General features: G+C 71.1%; 23 protein-coding genes and 1 tRNA gene. 18 read left to right on the forward strand and 6 right to left on the reverse strand.

Annotation, left to right across the window (positions count from 1 at the left end):
- Nucleotides 1-104 precede the first annotated feature (104 nt).
- On the reverse strand, nt 105-851 hold the full coding sequence (locus ACWCQM_RS06195; RefSeq protein WP_450914146.1) for a cobalt-precorrin-6A reductase: 747 nt from the start codon (nt 849-851) through the stop codon (nt 105-107).
- 14 nt (nt 852-865) lie between these two features.
- Here ACWCQM_RS06195 and ACWCQM_RS06200 point away from each other — a divergent pair, with 14 nt between their 5' ends.
- Entirely contained in the window at nt 866-1,984 is a 1,119-nt protein-coding gene (locus ACWCQM_RS06200) for a cobalt-precorrin-5B (C(1))-methyltransferase (RefSeq protein ID WP_450914147.1), read from the forward strand.
- A 121-nt stretch (nt 1,985-2,105) separates the two neighbouring features.
- Here the strand turns inward: ACWCQM_RS06200 and cobM are convergent, their stop codons facing one another.
- Nucleotides 2,106-2,855 (reverse strand): precorrin-4 C(11)-methyltransferase, encoded by a 750-nt coding sequence (gene cobM / locus ACWCQM_RS06205; RefSeq protein ID WP_450914148.1) that lies wholly within the window; start codon nt 2,853-2,855, stop codon nt 2,106-2,108.
- Nucleotides 2,852-4,285 carry a precorrin-6y C5,15-methyltransferase (decarboxylating) subunit CbiE gene (cbiE, locus tag ACWCQM_RS06210; protein ID WP_450914149.1) on the reverse strand — a complete coding sequence of 478 codons (1,434 nt, stop codon included), beginning with the start codon at nt 4,283-4,285 and terminating at the stop codon, nt 2,852-2,854. The genes cobM and cbiE overlap by 4 nt, the downstream gene beginning before the upstream one ends.
- A gap of 182 nt (nt 4,286-4,467) precedes the next feature.
- On the opposite strand from cbiE, the gene ACWCQM_RS06215 reads away from it, so the two are divergent.
- The 6 genes from ACWCQM_RS06215 (at nt 4,468) to ACWCQM_RS06240 (ending at nt 9,967) form a co-directional block, all read left to right on the forward strand.
- Nucleotides 4,468-4,878: a YciI family protein gene (locus ACWCQM_RS06215; protein ID WP_450914150.1), complete on the forward strand. Its 411-nt coding sequence runs from the start codon at nt 4,468-4,470 to the stop codon at nt 4,876-4,878.
- A gap of 43 nt (nt 4,879-4,921) precedes the next feature.
- Entirely contained in the window at nt 4,922-6,178 is a 1,257-nt protein-coding gene (locus ACWCQM_RS06220; RefSeq protein ID WP_450914151.1) for an RNA polymerase sigma factor, read from the forward strand.
- Between the two features lie 174 nt (nt 6,179-6,352).
- On the forward strand, nt 6,353-6,964 hold the full coding sequence (locus tag ACWCQM_RS06225) for an HhH-GPD-type base excision DNA repair protein (protein ID WP_450914152.1): 612 nt from the start codon (nt 6,353-6,355) through the stop codon (nt 6,962-6,964).
- A gap of 196 nt (nt 6,965-7,160) precedes the next feature.
- A complete protein-coding gene (locus ACWCQM_RS06230; protein ID WP_450914153.1) occupies nt 7,161-8,672 on the forward strand; it encodes a M20/M25/M40 family metallo-hydrolase in 1,512 nt (503 codons plus the stop codon).
- Between the two features lie 260 nt (nt 8,673-8,932).
- Entirely contained in the window at nt 8,933-9,229 is a 297-nt protein-coding gene (locus ACWCQM_RS06235; protein ID WP_003955420.1) for a type II toxin-antitoxin system VapB family antitoxin, read from the forward strand.
- 141 nt (nt 9,230-9,370) lie between these two features.
- Nucleotides 9,371-9,967 carry a LytR C-terminal domain-containing protein gene (locus tag ACWCQM_RS06240; protein ID WP_450914489.1) on the forward strand — a complete coding sequence of 199 codons (597 nt, stop codon included), beginning with the start codon at nt 9,371-9,373 and terminating at the stop codon, nt 9,965-9,967.
- Between the two features lie 39 nt (nt 9,968-10,006).
- On the opposite strand, the gene upp is transcribed toward ACWCQM_RS06240, so the two are convergent.
- Nucleotides 10,007-10,642 (reverse strand): uracil phosphoribosyltransferase, encoded by a 636-nt coding sequence (gene upp / locus ACWCQM_RS06245; RefSeq protein WP_073750868.1) that lies wholly within the window; start codon nt 10,640-10,642, stop codon nt 10,007-10,009.
- 115 nt (nt 10,643-10,757) lie between these two features.
- Here upp and ACWCQM_RS06250 point away from each other — a divergent pair, with 115 nt between their 5' ends.
- From ACWCQM_RS06250 to ACWCQM_RS06265, 4 genes are all read left to right on the forward strand, one after another.
- Nucleotides 10,758-10,994 carry a hypothetical protein gene (locus ACWCQM_RS06250; RefSeq protein WP_073751059.1) on the forward strand — a complete coding sequence of 79 codons (237 nt, stop codon included), beginning with the start codon at nt 10,758-10,760 and terminating at the stop codon, nt 10,992-10,994.
- 217 nt (nt 10,995-11,211) lie between these two features.
- Entirely contained in the window at nt 11,212-11,784 is a 573-nt protein-coding gene (locus ACWCQM_RS06255) for a tRNA adenosine deaminase-associated protein (protein ID WP_450914490.1), read from the forward strand.
- A gap of 81 nt (nt 11,785-11,865) precedes the next feature.
- On the forward strand, nt 11,866-12,294 hold the full coding sequence (gene tadA, locus ACWCQM_RS06260) for a tRNA adenosine(34) deaminase TadA (RefSeq protein WP_450914154.1): 429 nt from the start codon (nt 11,866-11,868) through the stop codon (nt 12,292-12,294).
- 79 nt (nt 12,295-12,373) lie between these two features.
- Nucleotides 12,374-12,458, forward strand: a tRNA-Ser gene (locus ACWCQM_RS06265).
- 107 nt (nt 12,459-12,565) lie between these two features.
- On the opposite strand, the gene ACWCQM_RS06270 is transcribed toward ACWCQM_RS06265, so the two are convergent.
- Nucleotides 12,566-13,384 (reverse strand): hypothetical protein, encoded by an 819-nt coding sequence (locus ACWCQM_RS06270; protein WP_450914155.1) that lies wholly within the window; start codon nt 13,382-13,384, stop codon nt 12,566-12,568.
- 339 nt (nt 13,385-13,723) lie between these two features.
- On the opposite strand from ACWCQM_RS06270, the gene ACWCQM_RS06275 reads away from it, so the two are divergent.
- The 6 genes from ACWCQM_RS06275 (at nt 13,724) to ACWCQM_RS06300 (ending at nt 19,112) form a co-directional block, all read left to right on the forward strand.
- On the forward strand, nt 13,724-14,374 hold the full coding sequence (locus ACWCQM_RS06275; RefSeq protein ID WP_450914156.1) for a TetR family transcriptional regulator: 651 nt from the start codon (nt 13,724-13,726) through the stop codon (nt 14,372-14,374).
- Nucleotides 14,375-14,484: 110 nt separating this feature from the next.
- Nucleotides 14,485-16,113 carry an MDR family MFS transporter gene (locus ACWCQM_RS06280; RefSeq protein WP_450914491.1) on the forward strand — a complete coding sequence of 543 codons (1,629 nt, stop codon included), beginning with the start codon at nt 14,485-14,487 and terminating at the stop codon, nt 16,111-16,113.
- Nucleotides 16,114-16,499: 386 nt separating this feature from the next.
- Nucleotides 16,500-16,664: a hypothetical protein gene (locus ACWCQM_RS06285; RefSeq protein ID WP_167526209.1), complete on the forward strand. Its 165-nt coding sequence runs from the start codon at nt 16,500-16,502 to the stop codon at nt 16,662-16,664.
- A gap of 9 nt (nt 16,665-16,673) precedes the next feature.
- Nucleotides 16,674-16,967 (forward strand): Dabb family protein, encoded by a 294-nt coding sequence (locus ACWCQM_RS06290; protein ID WP_450914157.1) that lies wholly within the window; start codon nt 16,674-16,676, stop codon nt 16,965-16,967.
- A gap of 186 nt (nt 16,968-17,153) precedes the next feature.
- On the forward strand, nt 17,154-18,011 hold the full coding sequence (locus tag ACWCQM_RS06295) for an RNA polymerase sigma factor SigF (RefSeq protein ID WP_073750855.1): 858 nt from the start codon (nt 17,154-17,156) through the stop codon (nt 18,009-18,011).
- Between the two features lie 234 nt (nt 18,012-18,245).
- Entirely contained in the window at nt 18,246-19,112 is an 867-nt protein-coding gene (locus ACWCQM_RS06300; protein ID WP_267074625.1) for an RNA polymerase sigma factor SigF, read from the forward strand.
- A 428-nt stretch (nt 19,113-19,540) separates the two neighbouring features.
- Here the strand turns inward: ACWCQM_RS06300 and ACWCQM_RS06305 are convergent, their stop codons facing one another.
- Nucleotides 19,541-19,756: a hypothetical protein gene (locus tag ACWCQM_RS06305; protein WP_361579392.1), complete on the reverse strand. Its 216-nt coding sequence runs from the start codon at nt 19,754-19,756 to the stop codon at nt 19,541-19,543.
- 337 nt (nt 19,757-20,093) lie between these two features.
- Between ACWCQM_RS06305 and ACWCQM_RS06310 the strand changes: the two genes are divergently transcribed.
- Nucleotides 20,094-20,606, forward strand: a complete 513-nt coding sequence (locus ACWCQM_RS06310) for a MarR family winged helix-turn-helix transcriptional regulator (protein WP_450914158.1) — start codon at nt 20,094-20,096, stop codon at nt 20,604-20,606.
- The last annotated feature ends 8 nt before the right edge of the window (nt 20,607-20,614 follow it).

A 20,614-nucleotide genomic window follows, 5' to 3' on the forward strand; every position in this document is an offset into this window, starting at 1 on the left:
ACGACCACTGACAACCGGTCAGGAACGGCCCCGGATGAGCCCGCGCTCGGCGACAGGCCGTGCGCGGCAGGCCCGGGCACCACGTCGCAGGAGGAGGCACCACGTCACGGGAGGAGGCCGCGCAGCAGGGTGATCGCCTCCTCCGGCGTCCTCGCCACCGGAACACCCGGCGGGACGGGTGGGCGCCGGACCACGACCACCGGGATGCCCGCCTCGCGGGCCGCGGTGAGCTTGGGAGCTGTCGCCTCACCACCGCTGTCCTTCGTGACGAGGACGTCGACGCGATGCCGCCGTATCAGCTCGCGCTCACCCTCCAGCGAGAACGGCCCCCGGTCGAGCAGGACCTCCATCCGGGCCGGACACGGGGCCTCGGGGGCGTCCACCGAGCGCATCAGGAACCAGAGCGAGTCCAGCGGGGCGAACGCCGCCAGACCCATCCGGCCGGTGGTGAGGAAGACGCGTCGGCCCAGCTCCGGCAGCAGTTCCGCCGCCCCCGCGAGAGACTCGGCGACATGCCACCGGTCACCCTCGACGGGCACCCAGCCGGGCCGCCGCAGAGCCAGCAGGGGAACATGGACAGCGGCGGCAGCCGAGGCCGCGTTGAAACTGATCGTTCCGGCGAAGGGATGGGTGGCGTCGATGACCGCATCCACATGGTGTGCGCGGAGCCACTCGGCCATGCCTTCGGCACCGCCGAAGCCGCCGACACGCACCTCGCCGGGCGGGAGCTTCGGCCGGGCGACTCGGCCCGCGAGTGAGCTGGTGACCTTGATCCCGTCCGCGGCCACCAGGGACTCCGCGAGCCGGCGGGCCTCCGTCGTGCCGCCGAGGACGAGTATGTGCAAGGGCATCGATCGGTCCATCCATGAGCAGTGAGGCGCAGGGCGGGCGCACCGCCCAACTCAAGCACACCGGTCTGCGTCCGGGATGGACGACCGGTGCCTGTGCGACGGCGGCGACCACGGCCGCGTACACGGCCCTGCTGACCGGCGAGTTTCCCGATCCGGTGACCATCACCCTGCCCCGGGGCCAGACCCCCGCCTTCGCCCTCGCGGTGGAGGAGCTCGCCGACGGACACGCCACGGCGGGGGTGGTCAAGGACGCGGGCGACGACCCCGATGTCACGCACGGCGCACTGGTGCGGTCCACCGTACGGCTGCTGCCCGCCGGGTCCGGAGTGGTGTTCCGGGCCGGTCCGGGAGTGGGGACGGTGACCCTGCCCGGTCTGCCGCTGGAGGTCGGGGAGCCCGCGATCAACCCCGTCCCCCGCCAGATGATGCGTGAACATGTCGCCCGGGTGGCGGAGAAGCACGGCGGCACGGGCGACGTCGAGATCACGGTCTCGGTGGACGACGGCGAGGAGATCGCACGTTTCACGTGGAACATTCGCCTGGGCATCCTCGGCGGGATCTCGATCCTGGGCACGACGGGCATCGTGGTGCCCTACTCCTGCTCGGCCTGGATCGACTCGATCCGCCGGGGCGTGGATGTGGCCCGGGCCGCCGGTCACCGGCATGTCGCGGGGTGCACGGGATCGACCTCGGAGAAGACGGTGGTGGCCGAGTACGGCCTGCCGGAGATCGCCCTGCTGGACATGGGTGACTTCGCGGGCGCGGTGCTGAAGTACGTACGCCGGCATCCGGTGGAGCGGCTGACCGTCTGTGGCGGTTTCGCCAAGCTGTCCAAGCTCGCCGCCGGGCATCTGGACCTGCACTCGGGCCGCTCCCAGGTCGACAAGCCGTTCCTGGCGAAACTGGCGCTCCAGGGTGGCGCGAGCGAGGCGCTGGCCGCGGAGATCGAGGCCGCCAACACCGGGCTGGCGGCACTGCAGTTGTGCATGGCGGCCGGTGTGCCGCTGGGCGATCTGGTGGCCGTGGCGGCACGGGACCAGGCGCTGTCGGTGCTGCGGGGCGCACCGGTGGCGGTGGACGTGATCTGCATCGACCGGGCGGGGACGGTCGTGGGGCGCAGCGAGGTGCGCTGACCCGCAAAGGCACCGGGAGCCGGGCACACCAGGGCGACCCGAACCGCCCGCCGCGCGAAGGCAGCGGGGCAGCGAACCACCCTCCCCACGAAGGCGCAGGAGGGCCGGTCCGCCCGCCCCGTCAGCAGCTGTGGCGGTCCCGGGCCGGGGAGTACAGGTGGCTGTCGCGGAACTGCTCCGCGCCCAGCGTCCGGCCGACCATGATCACCGCTGTTCGGATCACCCCTGCCGACTTCACCTGCTCCGCGATGTCGTCCAGTGTTCCGCGCAGGACGATCTCGTCGGGGCGCGAGGCCATCGCCACCACGGCAGCGGGGCAGTCAGCGCCGTAGTGCGGCAGCAGCTCCTCGACCACCCGGTCCACGTACCGCGCCGCGAGGTGCAGCACGATCAGCGCGCCGCTGCGGCCGAGCGTGGCCAGGTCCTCGCCCTCGGGCATCGCCGTGGCCCGCTGGGCGATGCGGGTGAGGATCACGGTCTGGCCGACCGTGGGCACGGTCAGCTCCCGCTTGAGCGCCGCCGCGGCGGCGGCGAACGCGGGCACCCCGGGCACCACTTCGTACGGCACGCCCGCTTCGTCGAGCCGCCGCATCTGCTCGTTCACCGCGCTGAAGACCGACGGGTCGCCGGAGTGCAACCGGGCGACGTCGTGGCCCTCCTCGTGGGCGCGCACCAGCTCGGCGGTGATCTGGTCGATGTCGAGCTGGGCCGTGTCCACCAGCCGGGCCTCCGGTGAGCATTCGGCGAGCAGTTCGCGCGGCACCAGGCTGCCCGCGTACAGGCAGACCGGGCTGGCGGCGAGGACGCGGGCACCGCGCACCGTGATCAGGTCGGCGGCGCCGGGGCCCGCGCCGATGAAGTACACGGTCATCTGTCGTCTCCTGGAGCGTGCGAGGGTTCGGAAGCCGATGAGGCATCGGGCGGTTCGGAAGCCGATGAGGCGTCGGACGGTACGGAAGCAGGCGGGGCCGCGGACGGTACGGAAGCGGACGGTACGGAAGCCTGCGAGACGTCCGACGGTACGGAAGCGGGCGGGGCGGCCGGCGGCTCCGGGGCGGGTTTCCGTACGGACCACTGTGTGACGGGCATCGCCTGACGCCAGCCCGTGAATCCCCCGACCGGCACCGCGTGGGCGACCGCGAGACGGACCAGGTCGCCGCCGTGCCGCCGGTACCACTCGGCGAGCCGTGCCTCCGACTCCAGCGTGACCGTGTTGGCGACCAGCCTGCCGCCCGCCGGAAGCGCGTCCCAGCAGGCTTCGAGCAGACCTGGCGCCGTGAGCCCGCCGCCGATGAACACGGCGTCGGGCACGGGCAGTCCGGACAGCGCGTCCGGCGCCCGGCCGGTGACCACACGCAGTCCGGGGACGCCGAGCCGGTCGGCGTTGCGGGCGATGCGCAGCGCCCGCACCGGGTCGCCCTCCACGGTGACCGCACGGCAGGACGGATGGGTCCGCATCCACTCCGCCGCGATCGATCCGGAACCCCCGCCGATGTCCCACAGCAACTCACCCGGAGCGGGCGCGAGCACGCCGAGCGTCGCCGCCCGCACATGGCGCTTGGTGAGCTGGCCGTCGTGCTCGTACGCCTCGTCGGGCAGCCCGGGCACCGCTCCAAGGCGCAGGGTCTCCGGGGTGCTCCGGCACTCCACCGCGATGACGTTCAGGGGGTCGCCCGGCGGGTGCTCCCAGGTGTCCGCCGTGCCGTCCGAGCAGTCCTCCGCGGTGCCGCCGAGCTGTTCGAGCACCCGCATCCGGCTGGGTCCGAAGCCGTGCTCCCGCAGCAGGGCGGCCACGGCGGCGGGCGTGGCCGCGTCCGCGGAGAGGACCAGCAGCCGGCGCCCTTCGTGGAGCGCGGCGGCCAGCCGGGCCGCCGGCCGGCCGACGAGCGTGACCGTCTCCGTGTCCTCCACCGGCCAGCCGAGCCGGGCGCAGGCGTACGACACCGAGGACGGGTGCGGCAGGACGCGGAGCGCCCCCGCGCCCAGCTCCTCGGTGAGCGCCCGGCCGATGCCGTAGAACATGGGGTCCCCGCTGGCCAGCACGGCGGTCCGGCTCCCCCCGTGCTCGGCGAGGAGACCGCGCACGGCCGGCCGCAGGGGTGAGGGCCAGGACACGCGCCGGCCGGCGCACTCCGGCGGCAGCAGCCCGAGCTGGCGCTCACCGCCGATCAGTACCTCGGCCTCCAGGAGCACCGCGCGCGCCGCCCCGGAAAGCCCGGCCCAGCCGTCGGCACCGATCCCCACGACGCTCACGGCGGACGGGGTCGCCGGGACGGCGGACAGGGGTGCTGCGGGGGCCACGGCCGGTACCTCGGGGTTGGTGGGACGACGCAGCCGAACTCTACGGGGGGCGTTTCCCCGCCTGTGCGGCGGAGTGATTCCGAAGAATTTCCCGCGTGGTGTCGAGAACCCGGCGCCGGCTCCGACGTCCCCTGTGAAAGCCACCCGCACGGGGCGGCGGCAGGAGACAGAGGAGCGACACCATGAAGTACCTGGTCATGATTCAGGGATCGCAGGCCGACTACGAGGCCATGTCGGGCAAGCCGTCGGCGGAGAGCCCGGCGTGGAGCGAGAAGGACATGCAGGCGATGTTCGCCTTCATGGAAGAGGTCAACAACGATCTGGCGGAGTCCGGCGAGGTCGTGGACGGCAACGGACTGGCCGAACCCGCCAGGACCCGCTGTGTGCTGCCCGGCGACGACGGCCGCCCGGTGGTCACGGACGGACCGTACGGCGAGACGAAAGAGCAACTCGCCGGGTATTGGGTGCTCGACTGCGAGAGCCTGGAGAGGGTCACCGAGATCGCCGCACGCATCGCGCTGTGTCCGCAGCCCGAGGGTGCGCCCGTCTACCCGGTGGTGATCCGGCCGATCATGGACGGCGCCGGCGGCTGACCCGCGGACCCGCCGCCTGAGGGAGCCGAACGAGAGGCGACAGGTGAACCGTGGACCGACCGGCATCGAGGACCTGCTGCGCCTTCACGCGCCGCAGGTCCTCGGCGCGCTCGTACGCCGCTACGGGCATTTCGACTCGGCGGAGGACGCCGTGCAGGAGGCGCTGCTCGCCGCCTCCCAGCAGTGGCCCGCCCAGGGGACTCCCGGCAATCCGCGTGGCTGGCTCATCAGGACCGCGGCCAGGCGGCTGACCGACCAGCTGCGCAGCGAGTCCGCCAGGGAGCGGCGCGAGGCGAGGGCCGCGGCGCTCACTCCCCGGGACGCGTTCACGGCGCCGCCGCCCGGGGAGAGCCGGGCTCCGGCCGCCGACGACACCCTGACCCTGCTCTTCCTGTGCTGCCATCCCGCGCTGTCCCCCGCCGCGCAGATCGCGCTCACCCTGCGTGCCGTCGGCGGGCTGACGACGGCCGAGATCGCCCGGGCCCATCTGGTGCCCGAGGCGACGATGGCCCAGAGGATCAGCCGGGCCAAGCACAAAGTGCGGGGTGTGCCGTTCCGCCAGCCGGGGCCGGACGACCGCGACCAGCGCCTCACGGCGGTGCTCCAGGTGCTCTACCTGATCTTCAACGAGGGGTACACCGCGACCTCGGGCAGCGATCTGCACCGCGCCGACCTGGCCCGCGAGGCGATCCGGCTGACCCGGTCGGTACGCGCGCTGCTGCCCCGGGACGGCCGGGTGACCGGACTGCTGGCCCTGATGCTGCTCACCGAGGCCCGCAGCGCGGCCCGCAGCGGACCGCACGGCGAGCTGATCCCCCTGGACGAGCAGGACCGCACCCGCTGGGACCGGGCGGCCATCGGCGAGGGAACCGCCCTGGTCGAGGAGGCCCTGTCCCGGGGACCCGCCGGGGCGTACCAGCTCCAGGCGGCGATCGCGGCGCTGCACGACGAGGCGGACCGCGCCGAGGACACCGACTGGCCGCAGATCCTCGCCCTGTACGACCTCCTCGTGCACCGTGTCCCCGAGCCGATGGCGGAGCTCAGCAGGGCCGTGGCACTCGCCATGGTGCAGGGCCCCCGGGCCGGTCTGGAGGCCGTGGAGGCCCTGGAGGAACGGCTCGCGGGCCACCACCGGCTGGACGCCGTACGAGCCCATCTGCTGGAGAGGGCCGGTGACCACGACGCGGCGCGCGCCGCGTACCAGCGGGCCGCGGGCCGCACGCTCAGCACGCCCGAGGCGCGCTACCTGCGGATGCGGGCGGCCAGGCTGCTGCCGGCATCCGACGCCGGCGGCGCCTGACACCCGGACGCCGGACCCCGGGTTCCCGATGGGGTGGCAGGAGTCGCGGCCCCGGGGTCCCCGGATCCGGTGGGACGGACCGCCGGTCCCCGGGGCTGCGGCCCCCGTGGGTTGCCCGGGCCACGCGAGGAACACGAGTCGCCGATCCCCATGACTCTCGCGATCATCGAAGACATGACCAAGAGCGACAACGGCAAGGCCCGCACCGTGAGGATCGCCCAGCAGCCCGAGGCGGACGAACTGCTCGGCCGCAGCCCGCTGGCCGCCCTCGTCGGCATGCTGCTGGACCAGCAGGTGCCGATGGAGTGGGCGTTCACCGGCCCGCTCACGCTGGCGCAGCGCATGGCTTCGGACGACCTGGACGCCCGGAGGATCGCCGCGTACGACCCGGAGGAGTTCACCGAACTGTTCACCGGGAAACCCGCCCTGCACCGCTATCCGGGCTCCATGGCCAAGCGGGTCCAGCAGCTGTGCCAGTACCTGGTGGCCGAGTACGACGGGCGGGCCGAAGCGGTCTGGGAGGACGCCGCCACCGGCGCCGAGCTGCTGAAACGGCTCAACGCGCTGCCCGGGTTCGGCACGCAGAAGGCGCAGATCTTCCTGGCCCTGCTGGGCAAGCAGTTCGACGTACGGCCGACGGGCTGGCGGGAGGCCGCCGGGGCCTACGGGGAGGAGGGCTCGCACCGGTCGGTGGCCGACATCACCGGACCGGAGTCGCTCACCGAGGTGCGGGCGTACAAGCAGCAGGCGAAGGCCGCGGCCAGGGCGGCGGCCAGATCCACATGACCAGGTGGCCGCGCTGAACCCCACGGGCGGCGGCCGGGCGCCCGAGCGGAAGGCAGCAGGCACCTGATCGGGAACGGACCAGGAACCTGATCGGGAAACGCCTCGCACTGTTCACAGACAGCAGCCGGATCGCTAGCTTTCCCCCACATCCGTTCACACCGGAAGGACTCCTGTGCACGCAACTCGTCGCAGAGCCATGGCTGTTGTGGCCGCCACCGCCCTGGCCGCACCACTCCTCCTCGGCGCGTCCCCCCACCCGGGGCACGCGTCGCACGACCCGGCCAAGGACGCCGCCAAGCTCTCGCGGAAGCTGGTCGAACGCTCCTCCGCGAAGGACGCGTACCGCCATCTGGAGCGGTTCCAGGCGATAGCCGACTCGGCGGAGGGCCATCGCGCGGCCGGCTCACTCGGGCACGCCGCCTCCGCCGCCTACGTCCACCAGCTGCTGAAGAAGGCCGGCTACCGCGTCGCCTACCAGGCGTTCGAATTCGTCTACACCGAGACGCTCGCCGAGAAGCTCTCCGTGGTCTCCCCCACGCCGCGCGACGTCGGCATCAGGGCGATGACGTACACGCCGTCCACCCCGGAGGGCGGCATCACGGCGGCCCTCACCGCCGTCCCCACGGACGACACCACCGGCTGCGAGGCGGCCGACTACACCGCCGCCGACTTCACCGGCAGGATCGCCCTGATCAAGCGGGGCGGTTGCTCGTTCGCGGAGAAGCAGGCGGCGGCAGCGGCGGCGGGAGCCGTGGGCGCGGCGATCTACAACAACACCGAAGGAGCCCTCTCCGGGACCCTGGGCGGCGCGGACGCGGGGAAGATCCCCACCGGCGGTCTCACCCAGGACGAGGGGAAGAAGCTCGTCGCGGACCTGGCCGGGGGCGAGGTGAAGGTCTCCTTCGAGATCCGCGAGCTCCAGGAGGAGCGCACCACCCGCAACGTCGTCGCCGAGACCCGCGGCGGGAACGCGTCGAACACGGTCATGCTCGGCGCGCACCTCGACTCGGTCACCGACGGCCCCGGCATCAACGACAACGCGTCCGGCTCGGCCGGGCTCCTCGAAGTCGCCCTGCAACTGGCCAAGTCCCACCGCACCCCCGCCAACAAGGTCCGCTTCGCCTGGTGGTCGGCGGAGGAGAACGGCCTGCTGGGCTCGGAGGCGTACGTCACGAAGCTCTCCGAGGCGCAGCGCGGGAACATCGCGCTCTATCTCAACTTCGACATGATCGCCTCGCCGAACGGGGTGCAGTTCGTCTTCGACGGCGACGACTCCGACGGTGTCGGCGAGGGGCCGGGCCCCGAGGGCTCCGCCCAACTGGAGAACGACATCAACGCGTTCCTGGACAGCAGGTCCCAGCCGCACTCCGGCGCCGACTTCACCGGGCGCTCCGACTACGGGCCGTTCATCGAGGTCGGCATCCCGTCGGGCGGTACGGACACGGGCGCCGAGGGCATCAAGACGGCCGCCGAGGCGAAGACGTACGGCGGCACGGCGGGCGTCGCCTACGACCCCTGCTACCACGCGGCCTGCGACGACCTGGACAACGTGGACATGGCGCACTTCGACACCAACATCGATGTGATCGCCAACGCGGTGGGCACCTACGCCTACGACCTGAGCTCCCTGACTCGCCCGGTCCCGGCCGCCGCGCCCCGCGCCGAGGGCGCGCTGCGCGAGGGCCACGCGCACGGCCTGACGAGCTAGGGCCCGTCCGCCGGCACGGCCCCGGGGCTCTCGTTCGGATGACGCCGCGCTCCGTGGGCGGTGAGCCACGCCCACCACCCGCGGAGCGACGCACCGGGCGCCCCCGGACGTCGGCCGACGCCGCCGGGACCCGCCCCCCGGAGCCGTCGGAAAGGTGACGGGAGCACGCGATGTTTTCATGCGTTTGCTCCAGCTTTGCCCGGCATTACGGTCCGGTTCCCTGGCTGCGCCCGGGGGCCCTTGCCCGGTAGGCTTTCCGTGTGATCTTCAAGCGCATCGGAAATGGGCGGCCATATCCCGACCACGGCCGGGAAAGCACCCGACAGTGGGCGGATGTCGCGCCGCGTCCGGTCCGCCTCGACCAGCTGGTGACCACCAAGGGCCAGCTGGACCTCGAGACCCTCCTCGCCGAGGACTCGACGTTCTACGGCGACCTGTTCGCCCACGTCGTGAAGTGGCAGGGCGATCTGTACCTCGAGGACGGACTGCACCGCGCCGTGCGCGCCGCCCTGCAGCAGCGCCAGGTGCTGCACGCGCGCGTGCTGGAGCTGGGCTGAACCCGCCACTCCCACCCGTGGAGCATTTCGGGCCTTTCGAGTGCTTTTATGCTCGTATGGGTGCCATAGGTTGATCGTTTAGTAGGAATCGCCACCGGGTCGCACTACGCTGCGCCCATGAGCATGCTGACTCCTCCCGGCATGGGCGGAAAGTACCGCGTCACGGGCAACACCTACCCGCGCATGCGCCGCCCCCGTCATCGCCGCAAGCTTGTCCTCTCGGCGGGCGCCGCCGTGGTGGCCCTCGGGCTGGCCGGTTGGGGCACACTCCAGCTCATCGACGTGTTCACCGGCGGTGACGGGACGGCCAACGCGGCGGACCGTCCGAAGGCATGCCCCTCCCCGACCGCCTCGACGCCCGTGAAGGCGCTCCCGAAGCCCGCGGCGATCAAGGTCAACATCTACAACGCGACGCCCCGCAGCGGGCTGGCCAAGGCCGCCGCGGACGAGCTCAAGAAGCGCGGCTTCGCCATCGGCAAGGTGGACAACGCCCCGGCCGCGTACGACAAGAAGGTCCCCGGCACCGGCATGCTGCTCGGCGGCCCGACGGCCATGAACGGCTCGTTCCCCGTGCTCGGCACCCAGCTGCCCGGCGCCACGACGAAGACCGACGCCCGCAGCACGGCGGACGTCGATCTGATCATCGGTACGAAGTTCAAGGCGTTCAGCACTCCCGCCGCCGCGGCGACGGCGCTCACCGCCCTGACGAAGCCTTCCCCGGCTCCGTCGGCCTGCTGACGCTCCGGGACGCCGCGGCACCGGGCGGGACGGCCCGGGTCAGTCGACGGTGCCGTACATCCGGTCGCCCGCGTCACCGAGCCCCGGCACGATGTAGCCGTTCTCGTTGAGGCGCTCGTCGACCGAGGCGGTGACGACCGTCACAGGCGTGCCGGCGAGCTCGCGCTCCATCACCTCGACGCCCTCGGGCGCCGCGAGCAGCACGACCGCGGTGACATCGTCCGCGCCGCGCTTGATCAGCTCCCGGATGGCCGCGACGAGTGTGCCTCCGGTGGCCAGCATCGGGTCCAGGACGTAGACCTGACGGCCGGAGAGGTCCTCGGGCATCCGCGTCGCGTACGTCTCCGCCTGGAGCGTCTCCTCGTTGCGGATCATGCCCAGGAAGCCGACCTCGGCGGTCGGGAGCAGCCGCACCATGCCGTCCAGCATGCCGAGACCCGCGCGCAGGATCGGCACGACCAGGGGGCGCGGGTGGGACAGCTTCACACCGGTCGTGGGCGTCACCGGGGTCTCGATGTCGACCTGCTCGGTCCGCACATCCCTGGTGGCCTCGTAGGCGAGAAGGGTGACGAGTTCGTCGGCGAGCCGCCGGAAGGTCGGGGAGTCGGTGCGCTTGTCGCGCAGCGTGGTGAGTTTGTGCGCCACCAGCGGGTGGTCGACGACGTGGATCCGCATGCCTTCCACAGTAGCCGGGCCACGAAGCGCCCTCTCGCAGGTCCGCACTGGCATCAAGCACCTGTTCGGGGGGAAGGTGGGGGCATACGGACCCAGGTTTGGGGTGGTGTGTCGATTGCCCGACGGGGAGCAGCGAAGAGAGCGGCAGGCCGGACGCGACGCGCGCGACCTGCCCGACGCGCAGGAGAACGTGACGGACGCGCAGGAGAGTGACGCGGCCCGCCGGAGGCGCCGCGCCCAGTTCCTCCGCGAGCTCCACGAGGCGAAGCAGCTCCGCGACCGGGTTCAGCCGCGCCGCGCCCGCGCGGCCCGTATGCGCCAACAGATGCGGATGCGTACGTTCCGCTGGTGACGGGCTTCCGAGGGGGCGCGGGAACCCCTCCCGAGGGCGCCGGCGGATGCCTTCCACCGGCGGACGCTCCAGGAACTGATGGCCGACGCAACGGTCGAAGAGGTCTCGCATCGCGCTCGTTTCTGCCACGATGCCGATTGGGCGGGGCCCAGAGCAGCCGGATGACCGTCTGCCCTCCCGTCGGACCGATTCCCTTATGACCAGTGGGAGAGTCACGGTGTACTTCGCCGCACTGCTCGCGCGCACCGAAGACGGGTGGGAAGCGAGCGATACGGAGCTCGACGATGTGGAAACCCTGTCCGACCTGACGGATCTGGCCCGTGATGCCTCGGTGGACGAGGACACGGTCCTCGTCTACATCGAGCAGGAGGACGCCTGGTTCGGCGTCGTCCGGGTGGACGGAGAGGAGGACCCCCGTATCTACGTCTCGGACGCGTCCGCCGCCGCCCGCTCCTCGTACGGGGAGATCCTGCTCACCGATGAACTGCTCGGCCGTGAACCGGGGGCCGAGGACGAGATCGCCGCACTCGAGGAGCTCGTGGACCTCGACGGTACGGAGGACGGCGAGCCGGACGAGGACGACAGCGCCGGAGGCCGGTCCGGCGCCGCTGTCACCGAAACCGATCTGGACGACGACCCCGACGCCGTACCGGCGGGGCCGCTCGGGGATCTCGGGGTGCTGGCCGACCTCGGGGTGTCCGAGAAGGATCTGCTGACCCTGCGCACCGACGCGCTGGTGGAGATCGCGGACGCGCTGGGAGCGTCCGAGGTCCTGGAGGCCGTCCGTTAGGGTCCGCGGGTGAACGTGCCACCGCCCACCCCCTCCTCACCGCCTCCCCCCGATCCCGTACGGGACCCGTGGCAGGCAGCCATGCGCCAAGCCCTTGACGAGGCCGCGCAGGCGGCGCCGGCCGGCGATGTGCCGGTCGGTGCCGTCGTCCTCGGCCCGGACGGCGCCCTGCTCGCCACCGGGCACAACGAGCGCGAGGCGACCGGCGACCCGACGGCGCACGCCGAGGTGCTCGCCCTGCGCCGCGCCGCCGCCGCCCTGGGCGGCTGGCGGCTGACCGACTGCACGCTGGTCGTCACCCTGGAGCCCTGCACGATGTGCGCGGGCGCACTCGTCCAGTCCCGGATCGGCCGGGTGGTCTACGGGGCGCGGGACGAGAAGGCCGGAGCCGCCGGTTCGCTCTGGGACGTCGTACGCGACCGCAGGCTCAACCACCGCCCCGAGGTGATCCACGGCGTCCTGGAGGACGTCTGCGCGGGCCTGCTGACCTCGTTCTTCCGGGACCGCTGACCCGGCGCGCCGCGCGCTCGGGCCGGTCGTCGCGTAACGGATTTCGAACCAGGGCCCGGGATGGTCTAAGCTCTCTCTCGGTAGCGTGTCCGAGCGGCCGAAGGAGCTCGCCTCGAAAGCGAGTGTGGGGAAACTCACCGAGGGTTCAAATCCCTCCGCTACCGCAGATGGATGAAGGGACCGACCCGCTTGGGCCGGTCCCTTCTCTGCGTTCCGGCCCTCATGAGAGCGCCGGCCGCGCCGCAGCGAGCATCCGGAGAGGCGGCCCGTGTCAGCCGGCCCGGAGCGTCCTGACGCCGTCGGTCTCGAAGTCGTAGATGTTCTGGTTGACGCGGAGACCGTCGACGGCGCCGATCCACATGTGGTCACGGCCCTTGCCCACCGCGGCCGTGAGGACGGTCGCCCCGGCACCACCGTCGGTCAGCGCGGCCTTCAGCTGGTCGAGGGAGCACCTGGCGGCCTGGTTGCAGGCGGGGACCTCGTTGCCCGTGAGGAACCAGTACCCCGTCGAGGTGGCATCGAGGAAACCGCTCCAACGGTTCGTCACCGGGGAGGCGTCCGGCACCCACACCATCGTGGAGTAGTTGTCGGCCGGCAGCGCGGTCAGGTTCGGATCGATCTCGAACCTGATGTTCGGCATGTTGCCGGCGCCCCCGTAGGACACGTTCTCCCCGGTCTGGAAGACATGGAAGCCGACGCTCCGCAGGCTCTGCACCGGGGCGCCGTAGAAGTCGACCTCGTTGCCGAAGTCGACCTTCTCGCTGGGAGGAGTGAGCGAGGTGGAGTCGTCCGCCACTTCGATGCCCAGGCTGCCCCGTCCGTAGGGCGGCCGGGACGCGGGGCCCGTCACGCCGAACGAACCGTACGGACCGTTCCTCAGGTCGGCCACGGGGGAGCCGATCGTGTTGCGGGCGATCACGCCCCAGTGGTCCGCGGGGCGCACGTGGTCCCCGCCGCCTCCGTCTCCGCCGCCGCCTCCGTCCCCGCCTGCGACGGCGGACGCCGGTCCGCCGAGCGCCGAAGCGATGATCGCGGCCAGTGCTGCGACCGCGAGGGCCTTGCCCCGGGTCGCACCCAAGCGAGTTCTCACACTCACTCCTTCTGAATGGTCGAGGGGCACCGGCATGCTCCGGGTGCCCGGATATAAAGCTCCGCACACCACTGCGGATGACTCCTAGTGACGACGTAATCACCATGGAGAGGCACGAACTGCCATCCCGCAACGCATGGTTCGGAGGTCTCGTCACTCTGCGTACCGAATCGGCGACCACAGACCATGGGGGCGCGTCGCGATGGGTTCGGCGAGGTCCACGGGACCCGCTACCGCAGACGGATGACGGGGGCCGGGAGACTCCGTGCGCGCGGCACCACCTCCGGGCGGCCGTCGCTCCTCCCAAATAATTTTGCAGGCCGTGCATCTTTGCCTACCATGCACGATGTGCCGAAGACGACGACCTCCGTACCCGGGCTGCGGGAGCGCAAGAAGCAGGCCACGCGCAACGCCATCGCGGAAGCGGCCGTGCGTCTCGCCGCCGAGCACGGGGTGGAGAACGTCACGGTCGAGGCCATCAGCGAGGCGGCCGGTGTATCGCCCAGGACGTTCTTCAACTACTTCCCGACCCATGACGACGCGTTCGTCCTGATCGACGGTGAGATCGGCGAGCGGATCAGGGAGTCCGTGCGCCGCGCCCCCGCCGACCGGACACCGCTCGACGCCGTTCGGGAGGCGTTCGTCGCCGAACTGGACGGCTTCGAGGACCGCCAGGAGCTGTGGGCCCTGCAGTCCAAGGTGCTGCAGCGGTCACCGCATCTCATCCAGCGCGGTCTCAACGCCCATGTGGCGGACGAGCAGGCCCTGGCGGCCACCCTCACCGAGTGGCTCGACGCCACCCGGCCCGCCGGCGCGGAAGGCGCCGGGGACGCGGGCATCTACCCCCGGCTCCTCGCCGCCGTCAGCCACACCGCCCTGCGGGTCGCCTTCGAGCACGGCTGCGACCACCCCGAGGACACCGTGCTCGCGGACGCCTTCCAGGAGGCCTTCGTCCATCTGGCACGCGGCCTCCCGCGGCCGACGGAGTAAGCCGGCCCCCACCGCCGGCCTCTTCCCCCACCCCCTACCCCTGTTCTGATCACGCACCGAAGAAGGACTCCGTGACCGCAACCGAGGCGCCCGGACAGGCGCCCACATCCATGACCAACCGGCAGATACTCCAGGCGATGTCCGGCCTGATGGCGGGCATGTTCGTCGCCATCCTCGCGGGTACCGTCGTCGCCAACGCCCTGCCGCGGATCATCGCCGACCTCGGTGCGAGCCAGTCCTCGTACACCTGGGTCGTGACCTCCGAGCTGCTCGCCATGACGGCCACCGTGCCGCTCTGGGGCAAGCTCGCCGACCTCTTCAACCAGAAGCTGCTGCTCCAGCTCTCGCTCGCCCTGTTCGTGGTCGGTTCGCTGGTGGCCGGCTTCTCCCAGGACGTCGTCACCCTCATCGTCAGCCGTGTCATCCAGGGCATCGGCGCCGGTGGTCTGACGGCACTGGCCCAGATCGTGATGGCCGCGATCATCCCGCCGCGCCGCCTCGGCAAGTACGCGGGAATCTTCGGCGCCGTCTTCGCCGTCGGAACCGTCGCCGGTCCGCTGATCGGCGGAGTCCTCGTGGACACCTCGTGGCTCGGCTGGCGCTGGTGCTTCTTCATCGGTGTGCCGTTCGCGCTGGCCGGGATCGTGCTGCTCCAGCGCACCCTGAAGCTGCCGACCGTACGCCGTGAGGTCAAGATCGACTGGCTGGGCGCCTTCCTGATCGTGGCCGGCGTCTGCGCGCTGCTGATCTGGACCTCGCTCGCCGGCAACAGCTTCGACTGGGCCTCCTGGCAGACGGCCGCCCTGGTGGCCACCGGCGTCGTGCTGCTCACCGCGGCGGTCTTCGTCGAGTCCAGGGCCGCCGAGCCGATCATCCCGCTGGACATCTTCCGCAACCGCACCGTCACGCTCACGACCCTGGCGAGCTTCTTCGTCGGTATCGCGATGTTCGCCGGAACCGTCTTCCTGTCCCAGTACTTCCAGATCTCGCTGGGCAAGACCCCGACCGTCGCGGGGCTCATGAGCCTCCCGATGATCGGCGGTCTGCTGGTGTCCTCGACGGTCGCCGGACAGATCATCTCCGCGACCGGCAAGTGGAAGGCCTACCTCGTCGCCGGAGCCGTCGTCATGATGGCCGGCCTCGGCCTGCTCGCGACGATCGACGCCGACACCCACTTCGGCCTGCTCAGCATCTACATGGCGCTGATGGGCATCGGCGTCGGCATGCTGATGCAGAACCTCGTGCTCGCCGCGCAGAACGACGTGCCCGCGCACGAGCTTGGCGCCGCGACCTCCGTGCTGTCGTTCTTCCGCAGCCTCGGCGGCACCATCGGTACGAGCGTCCTCGGCGCGATCCTCGCCAACCGGGTGGCCAGCGAGATGACCAAGGGCCTCTCGGAGAGCGGGCTCCCGGTGACCGGCGGCGGCCACAGCAGCGCGGTGCCCGACATGACCACGCTGCCCGAACCCCTGAAGAACATCGTCGAGCACGCCTACGGCGTCGCGACCGGCGACCTGTTCCTCATCGCCACGCCGTTCGCCTTCCTCGCCCTGCTCACGGTCCTCTTCGTCAAGGAGAAGCCCCTCAAGACGACGAGCGGCATGGAGCGGCTCGCGGCCGAGGAGGCGGCAGGGGAGGCCGCCGTGGCGGACGCCGTCATCGTGCCGTCGCCCCGGACCGGTGACGACTCCGGCGTCCAGGACACCGCCCCCGGCGGGGTCGGCCTGCGGAAGGACTGACCCGCACCCGGACGTACGACGACGAAGGGCCCGGCGCGTGCGCCGGGCCCTTCGGGCGTCAGGTCGGGGGAAGCGGCATCGGGGGGACAAGCCGCTTCCCCCGGTGAGAACGGTGACCGGAGGTCCTCGCCGCGGTCAGGGGGAAGTCGCGCGGTGCGGACCTCGTGGAGGTCCCGTTCCTCGGCCCGCGCATTCCTGCCGGTGCTACGGGCTCACTCCCCATCCTCCTCCTCGGCGTAAGCCGCACCGCAGGGCAAAGGGCCTGAATCGAAGGGCCCTTCGACCCTAAAAGCCACATCAGTGATCGGAAACAGCCAGCGGATACGGCCATACGTGCGGCTAGAATCACCCGACTGCACAGGTGATCGAGAGGGAGCGAAGAGGCCGTGGCGCAAGCGAAGAAGATCGCGCTCTACATGGTTGTGGTCTTCGTGCTGTACACGATCATCACGTCTCCCGAGCGGGCTGCCGACCTCGTCCAAGTAGGCTTCGAAGGTATTTCGAGCGCAGCCGAGGGCGTCGGAGACTTCATGTCCGAGCTCGTGAAGTAGGAGAACCTCATGATCCGCCACCTGGTCCTGTTCAAGCTGAACGACGGCGTCGAGCGGGACGATCCGCGGGTCCTCGCGGGCGAGAAGGCGTTCAGGGAGCTCGGCGGGAAGATCCCCGAGCTGGAGTTCTGGGAGTGCGCCTGGAACATCACGGACCGGCCGATCGCCTACGACTTCGCCATCAACTCCGCGGTCGCCGACGAGGACGCGCTCAAGCGGTACGTCGAGCACCCGGAGCACCAGGCGGCGGCCGGGCAGTGGCGCGCGTTCGCCACTTGGGTGATCGCCGACTACCCCTTCTGATTCATTCGGACATCCGGTCCCGCAGGCCCCTCCCTTTCAGGAGAGGGGCTTTTCGGCATGTTTAAACCAAAACGTGCCCAACACGACTCCATGCGGTGCTTGCACACAGTGGACATGTCTTGTGATGCTATGACCGCTTTTGACGGATGAGTTGACCGTAGTTGACCGCAAAGGGGTGGCGACACCGTGCCGGCCAGTACAGCGCCTCAAGTCCCGCCCCAGAACGTCCAGACGGACGACATCCAGACCGAGACGCCCGACCCCACCACGCCCGCCAGGACGCGGGGCGCGGACACCCGGGCCCTCACCCAGGTGCTCTTCGGGCGGCTCAAGGACCTCGAACCGGGGACCCCGGAGCACCACAGGGTGCGCACGGCCCTGATCGAGGCGAACCTGCCACTCGTGCGGTACGCGGCGGCCCGCTTCCGCAGCCGCAACGAGCCGATGGAGGACGTCGTCCAGGTCGGCACCATCGGCCTGATCAACGCCATCGACCGCTTCGACCCGGAACGCGGCGTCCAGTTCCCCACCTTCGCCATGCCCACCGTGGTCGGGGAGATCAAGCGCTACTTCCGGGACAACGTGCGGACCGTGCACGTCCCGCGCCGGCTGCACGAGCTCTGGGTGCAGGTCACCGGCGCGACGGAGGACCTGACGACCGCTCACGGGCGCTCGCCGACCACCGCCGAGATCGCCGAGCGGCTGAAGATCTCCGAGGACGAGGTGCTCGCCTGCATCGAGGCGGGCCGCTCCTACCACGCGACCTCGCTGGAGGCGGCCCAGGAAGGCGACGGGCTGCCCGGCCTGCTGGACCGGCTCGGCTACGAGGACCCGGCGCTCGCCGGGGTCGAACACCGCGACCTCGTACGGCATCTGCTCGTCCAGCTGCCCGAGCGCGAACAGCGCATCCTGCTGCTGCGCTACTACAACAACCTGACCCAGTCTCAGATCAGCGCCGAACTGGGAGTCTCCCAGATGCACGTGTCAAGGCTTCTGGCCAGAAGTTTCGCTCGACTGAGGTCCGCAAACAGGATCGAGGCGTAACCAGAACGGGTAGACCCCGAACGGGCCTGTTCCGGAGGCGTAAAAGCCGCACACCCCCTGTTTCCTGCGCAGTTTCGCCGCTGACTTGTCGACAAGTCACTACAGCGTGTTGCCGACATGTGACATTCTGCTGGAACCGCGTTTGCCGCAGCCCCACCTCCGGTATTCAGGTGGAGGCTGCGTTCCTCCGATGGTCGTGGCCACCGCGACCGTCCGCGACCTCAAGGGGGTGGCATGTCCGCAGAACAGGGCAGCTCGAAGGTGCTCACGCTCACGAAGAGCGTGCCGGCACCTGCCGTGCTCACCAGCTCGCCGGAAGCCATCGACACCCGCACCCTGTCCCGCTCCCTGTTCCTGCGGCTAGCCGCGCTGGGTCCCGCCTCGGGCCCCGACGGAACGGACAGCCCGGAGCGGGCCTATGTGCGGGACACACTCATCGAGCTCAACCTCCCGCTCGTGCGGTACGCGGCGGCACGGTTCCGGAGCCGTAACGAACCGATGGAGGACATCGTCCAGGTCGGGACGATCGGCCTGATCAAGGCGATCGACCGCTTCGACTGCGAACGCGGCGTGGAGTTCCCCACGTTCGCGATGCCGACCGTCGTGGGGGAGATCAAGCGCTTCTTCCGCGACACCTCGTGGTCGGTGCGGGTGCCGCGTCGGCTCCAGGAGCTGCGGCTCGCCCTCACCAAGACCAGTGACGAGCTCGCCCAGAAGCTCGACCGTTCGCCGACGGTGCCGGAGCTGGCCAAGGCGCTCGGGGTCTCCGAGGAGGACGTCGTCGACGGCCTGGCCGTGGGCAACGCCTACACCGCCTCCTCGCTGGACTCCCCGTCGCCCGAGGACGACGGCGGCGAGGGCTCGCTGGCGGACCGCCTGGGATACGAGGACACGGCGCTGGAAGGCGTGGAGTACCGCGAGTCCCTGAAGCCGCTGCTGGCCAAGCTCGCCCCGCGCGAGCGGCAGATCATCATGCTGCGCTTCTTCGCCAACATGACGCAGTCGCAGATCGGCGAGGAGGTCGGCATCTCGCAGATGCACGTCTCCCGGCTGCTGACCCGGACGCTCACCCAGCTCAGGGAAGGCCTCATCGCCGACTGATCCGCCCGGCCGGACCCCTCCGGACGGCGGGGCGACCGCCCGTCCGACCGGACCCCTCCGGACGGCGGGGCGACCGCCCGTCCGACCGGACCCCTCCGGACGGCGGGGCGACCGCCCGTCCGACCGGCGACCCGACCACTCCACCGTCCGGTCGGTCCCACCAGGGCCCGGTCGGCACTGATCGTGTCGGACAGGCCCGCGCGGGGCCGCACAGCACGGCTCACCGGCCGCCGGGGCACCGAGACCGCCCGCCCCGGCGGCCTCGCCGCGTCCGGGCACCGTGCGGGAAACGCAGACGCTCCCGGAGGCCGGCGGGCGGCGCGGGAGCGTCTGTGAAGGCGGCGTGCACGCTCAGGTGGACGCCGGGCAGGCCCTGGGACCCCGGAGAGGGGCGGCGGGCCCGCAGTGAAGGGGACGGAGGGGCCGGGTCAGCCGAGCGCGAGCCAGGCGACCGCACCGAGGACGACGATGACCGCGACGACGGCCACGATCACCCCGGTCTTCGAGCCTGACGAGGTCGCTGCGGGCTGCGGCCCGCGCTGCGGCTCGCCCTCGTCGACAAACGCGCGGAACATCTGCGTGCTGCCCGCCGGGTCGTGAGTGCCCTCGGGGCCCGGCTGCGGGGCGTGGGGGTTGTGTGCCATGGTCCAGGACCCTAGCGAACTCGGCACGCCCGCCCAACCCCCGGGCCGGGAAGGGGCGATGCCCCTCCTGGGCGTACACGCCGTCTTCACCCCTCCGCCGGAGCGCTCCGCACCGCCTCCACGCGCCCTCCGCGCGCCCGCTCCGACCCCTCGGCCTGTGGCGAGGAACACATCCGGCGTCGGCCACCCGCTGTGCGCTGCGGCCTTGACCCGGGGCCTACACAGGCTTTTGCGTTCCTTTACTTCTGCAAGGCACTTTTCGTTTGCCTGCGGCAACCAACCGCTTCTATCGTTGCCCTAAGCAACAAGATGACCTCGTGAGATGTCTGGAGGGCCGGTGGCAGCACGGAGCCAGTACGAAGAACTGGCCCGGCAGCTCAGCGCCGTCGGAGCCGTCAAACGGGGCCTCCTCCGCATCCTGCCCGCCGAGTGTCCCGGTGGCTCGGCCACCGTGCTGACGCTGCTGGCCAAGTACGGCGAGATGCGGATCACCCAGCTTGCCGAACTCCTGGCCGTGAACATGTCGGTGACCAGCCGTCATGTGGCCCACACGGCGGAGAACGGCTGGATCGAGCGCTCTCCGGACCCGGCGGACAAGCGGTCCCGCATCCTGCGGCTGACCCCCGCCGGAGAGGAAGTGCTCGCCGAACTGAACCGGCGGACGACCGAAATATTCGCCCACAACCTCGACGACTGGTCCGACGAAGAAGTCGGACAGCTCAACACGTTGTTGTCCCGCCTGCGCGACAGCTTCTCCTGCCGCGGCACCGGAGGGTGTACCCCCGGAAGGCACAGCGGCGACTGCCGCTCGGGGCTCTCGGACGATTCGCACACCCGTACACCCCTGTAACAGAAGCA

This window comes from Streptomyces sp. NPDC002125, assembly GCF_053593715.1.

Excerpts from the sequence above, each read along its gene's own strand:
- upp (WP_073750868.1), bottom strand. The coding sequence starts at position 10,642 with ATGCGGATCCACGTCGTCGACCACCCGCTGGTGGCGCACAAACTCACC.
- ACWCQM_RS06305 (WP_361579392.1), bottom strand. The coding sequence starts at position 19,756 with ATGGCACACAACCCCCACGCCCCGCAGCCGGGCCCCGAGGGCACTCAC.
- ACWCQM_RS06230 (WP_450914153.1), top strand. The coding sequence starts at position 7,161 with ATGGCTGTTGTGGCCGCCACCGCCCTGGCCGCACCACTCCTCCTCGGC.
- ACWCQM_RS06200 (WP_450914147.1), top strand. The coding sequence starts at position 866 with ATGAGCAGTGAGGCGCAGGGCGGGCGCACCGCCCAACTCAAGCACACC.
- ACWCQM_RS06215 (WP_450914150.1), top strand. The coding sequence starts at position 4,468 with ATGAAGTACCTGGTCATGATTCAGGGATCGCAGGCCGACTACGAGGCC.
- ACWCQM_RS06280 (WP_450914491.1), top strand. The coding sequence starts at position 14,485 with ATGACCAACCGGCAGATACTCCAGGCGATGTCCGGCCTGATGGCGGGC.
- ACWCQM_RS06275 (WP_450914156.1), top strand. The coding sequence starts at position 13,724 with ATGCACGATGTGCCGAAGACGACGACCTCCGTACCCGGGCTGCGGGAG.
- ACWCQM_RS06290 (WP_450914157.1), top strand. The coding sequence starts at position 16,674 with ATGATCCGCCACCTGGTCCTGTTCAAGCTGAACGACGGCGTCGAGCGG.
- ACWCQM_RS06195 (WP_450914146.1), bottom strand. The coding sequence starts at position 851 with ATGCCCTTGCACATACTCGTCCTCGGCGGCACGACGGAGGCCCGCCGG.
- ACWCQM_RS06240 (WP_450914489.1), top strand. The coding sequence starts at position 9,371 with ATGGGCGGAAAGTACCGCGTCACGGGCAACACCTACCCGCGCATGCGC.
- ACWCQM_RS06300 (WP_267074625.1), top strand. The coding sequence starts at position 18,246 with ATGTCCGCAGAACAGGGCAGCTCGAAGGTGCTCACGCTCACGAAGAGC.
- tadA (WP_450914154.1), top strand. The coding sequence starts at position 11,866 with ATGCGCCAAGCCCTTGACGAGGCCGCGCAGGCGGCGCCGGCCGGCGAT.
- ACWCQM_RS06225 (WP_450914152.1), top strand. The coding sequence starts at position 6,353 with ATGACCAAGAGCGACAACGGCAAGGCCCGCACCGTGAGGATCGCCCAG.
- cobM (WP_450914148.1), bottom strand. The coding sequence starts at position 2,855 with ATGACCGTGTACTTCATCGGCGCGGGCCCCGGCGCCGCCGACCTGATC.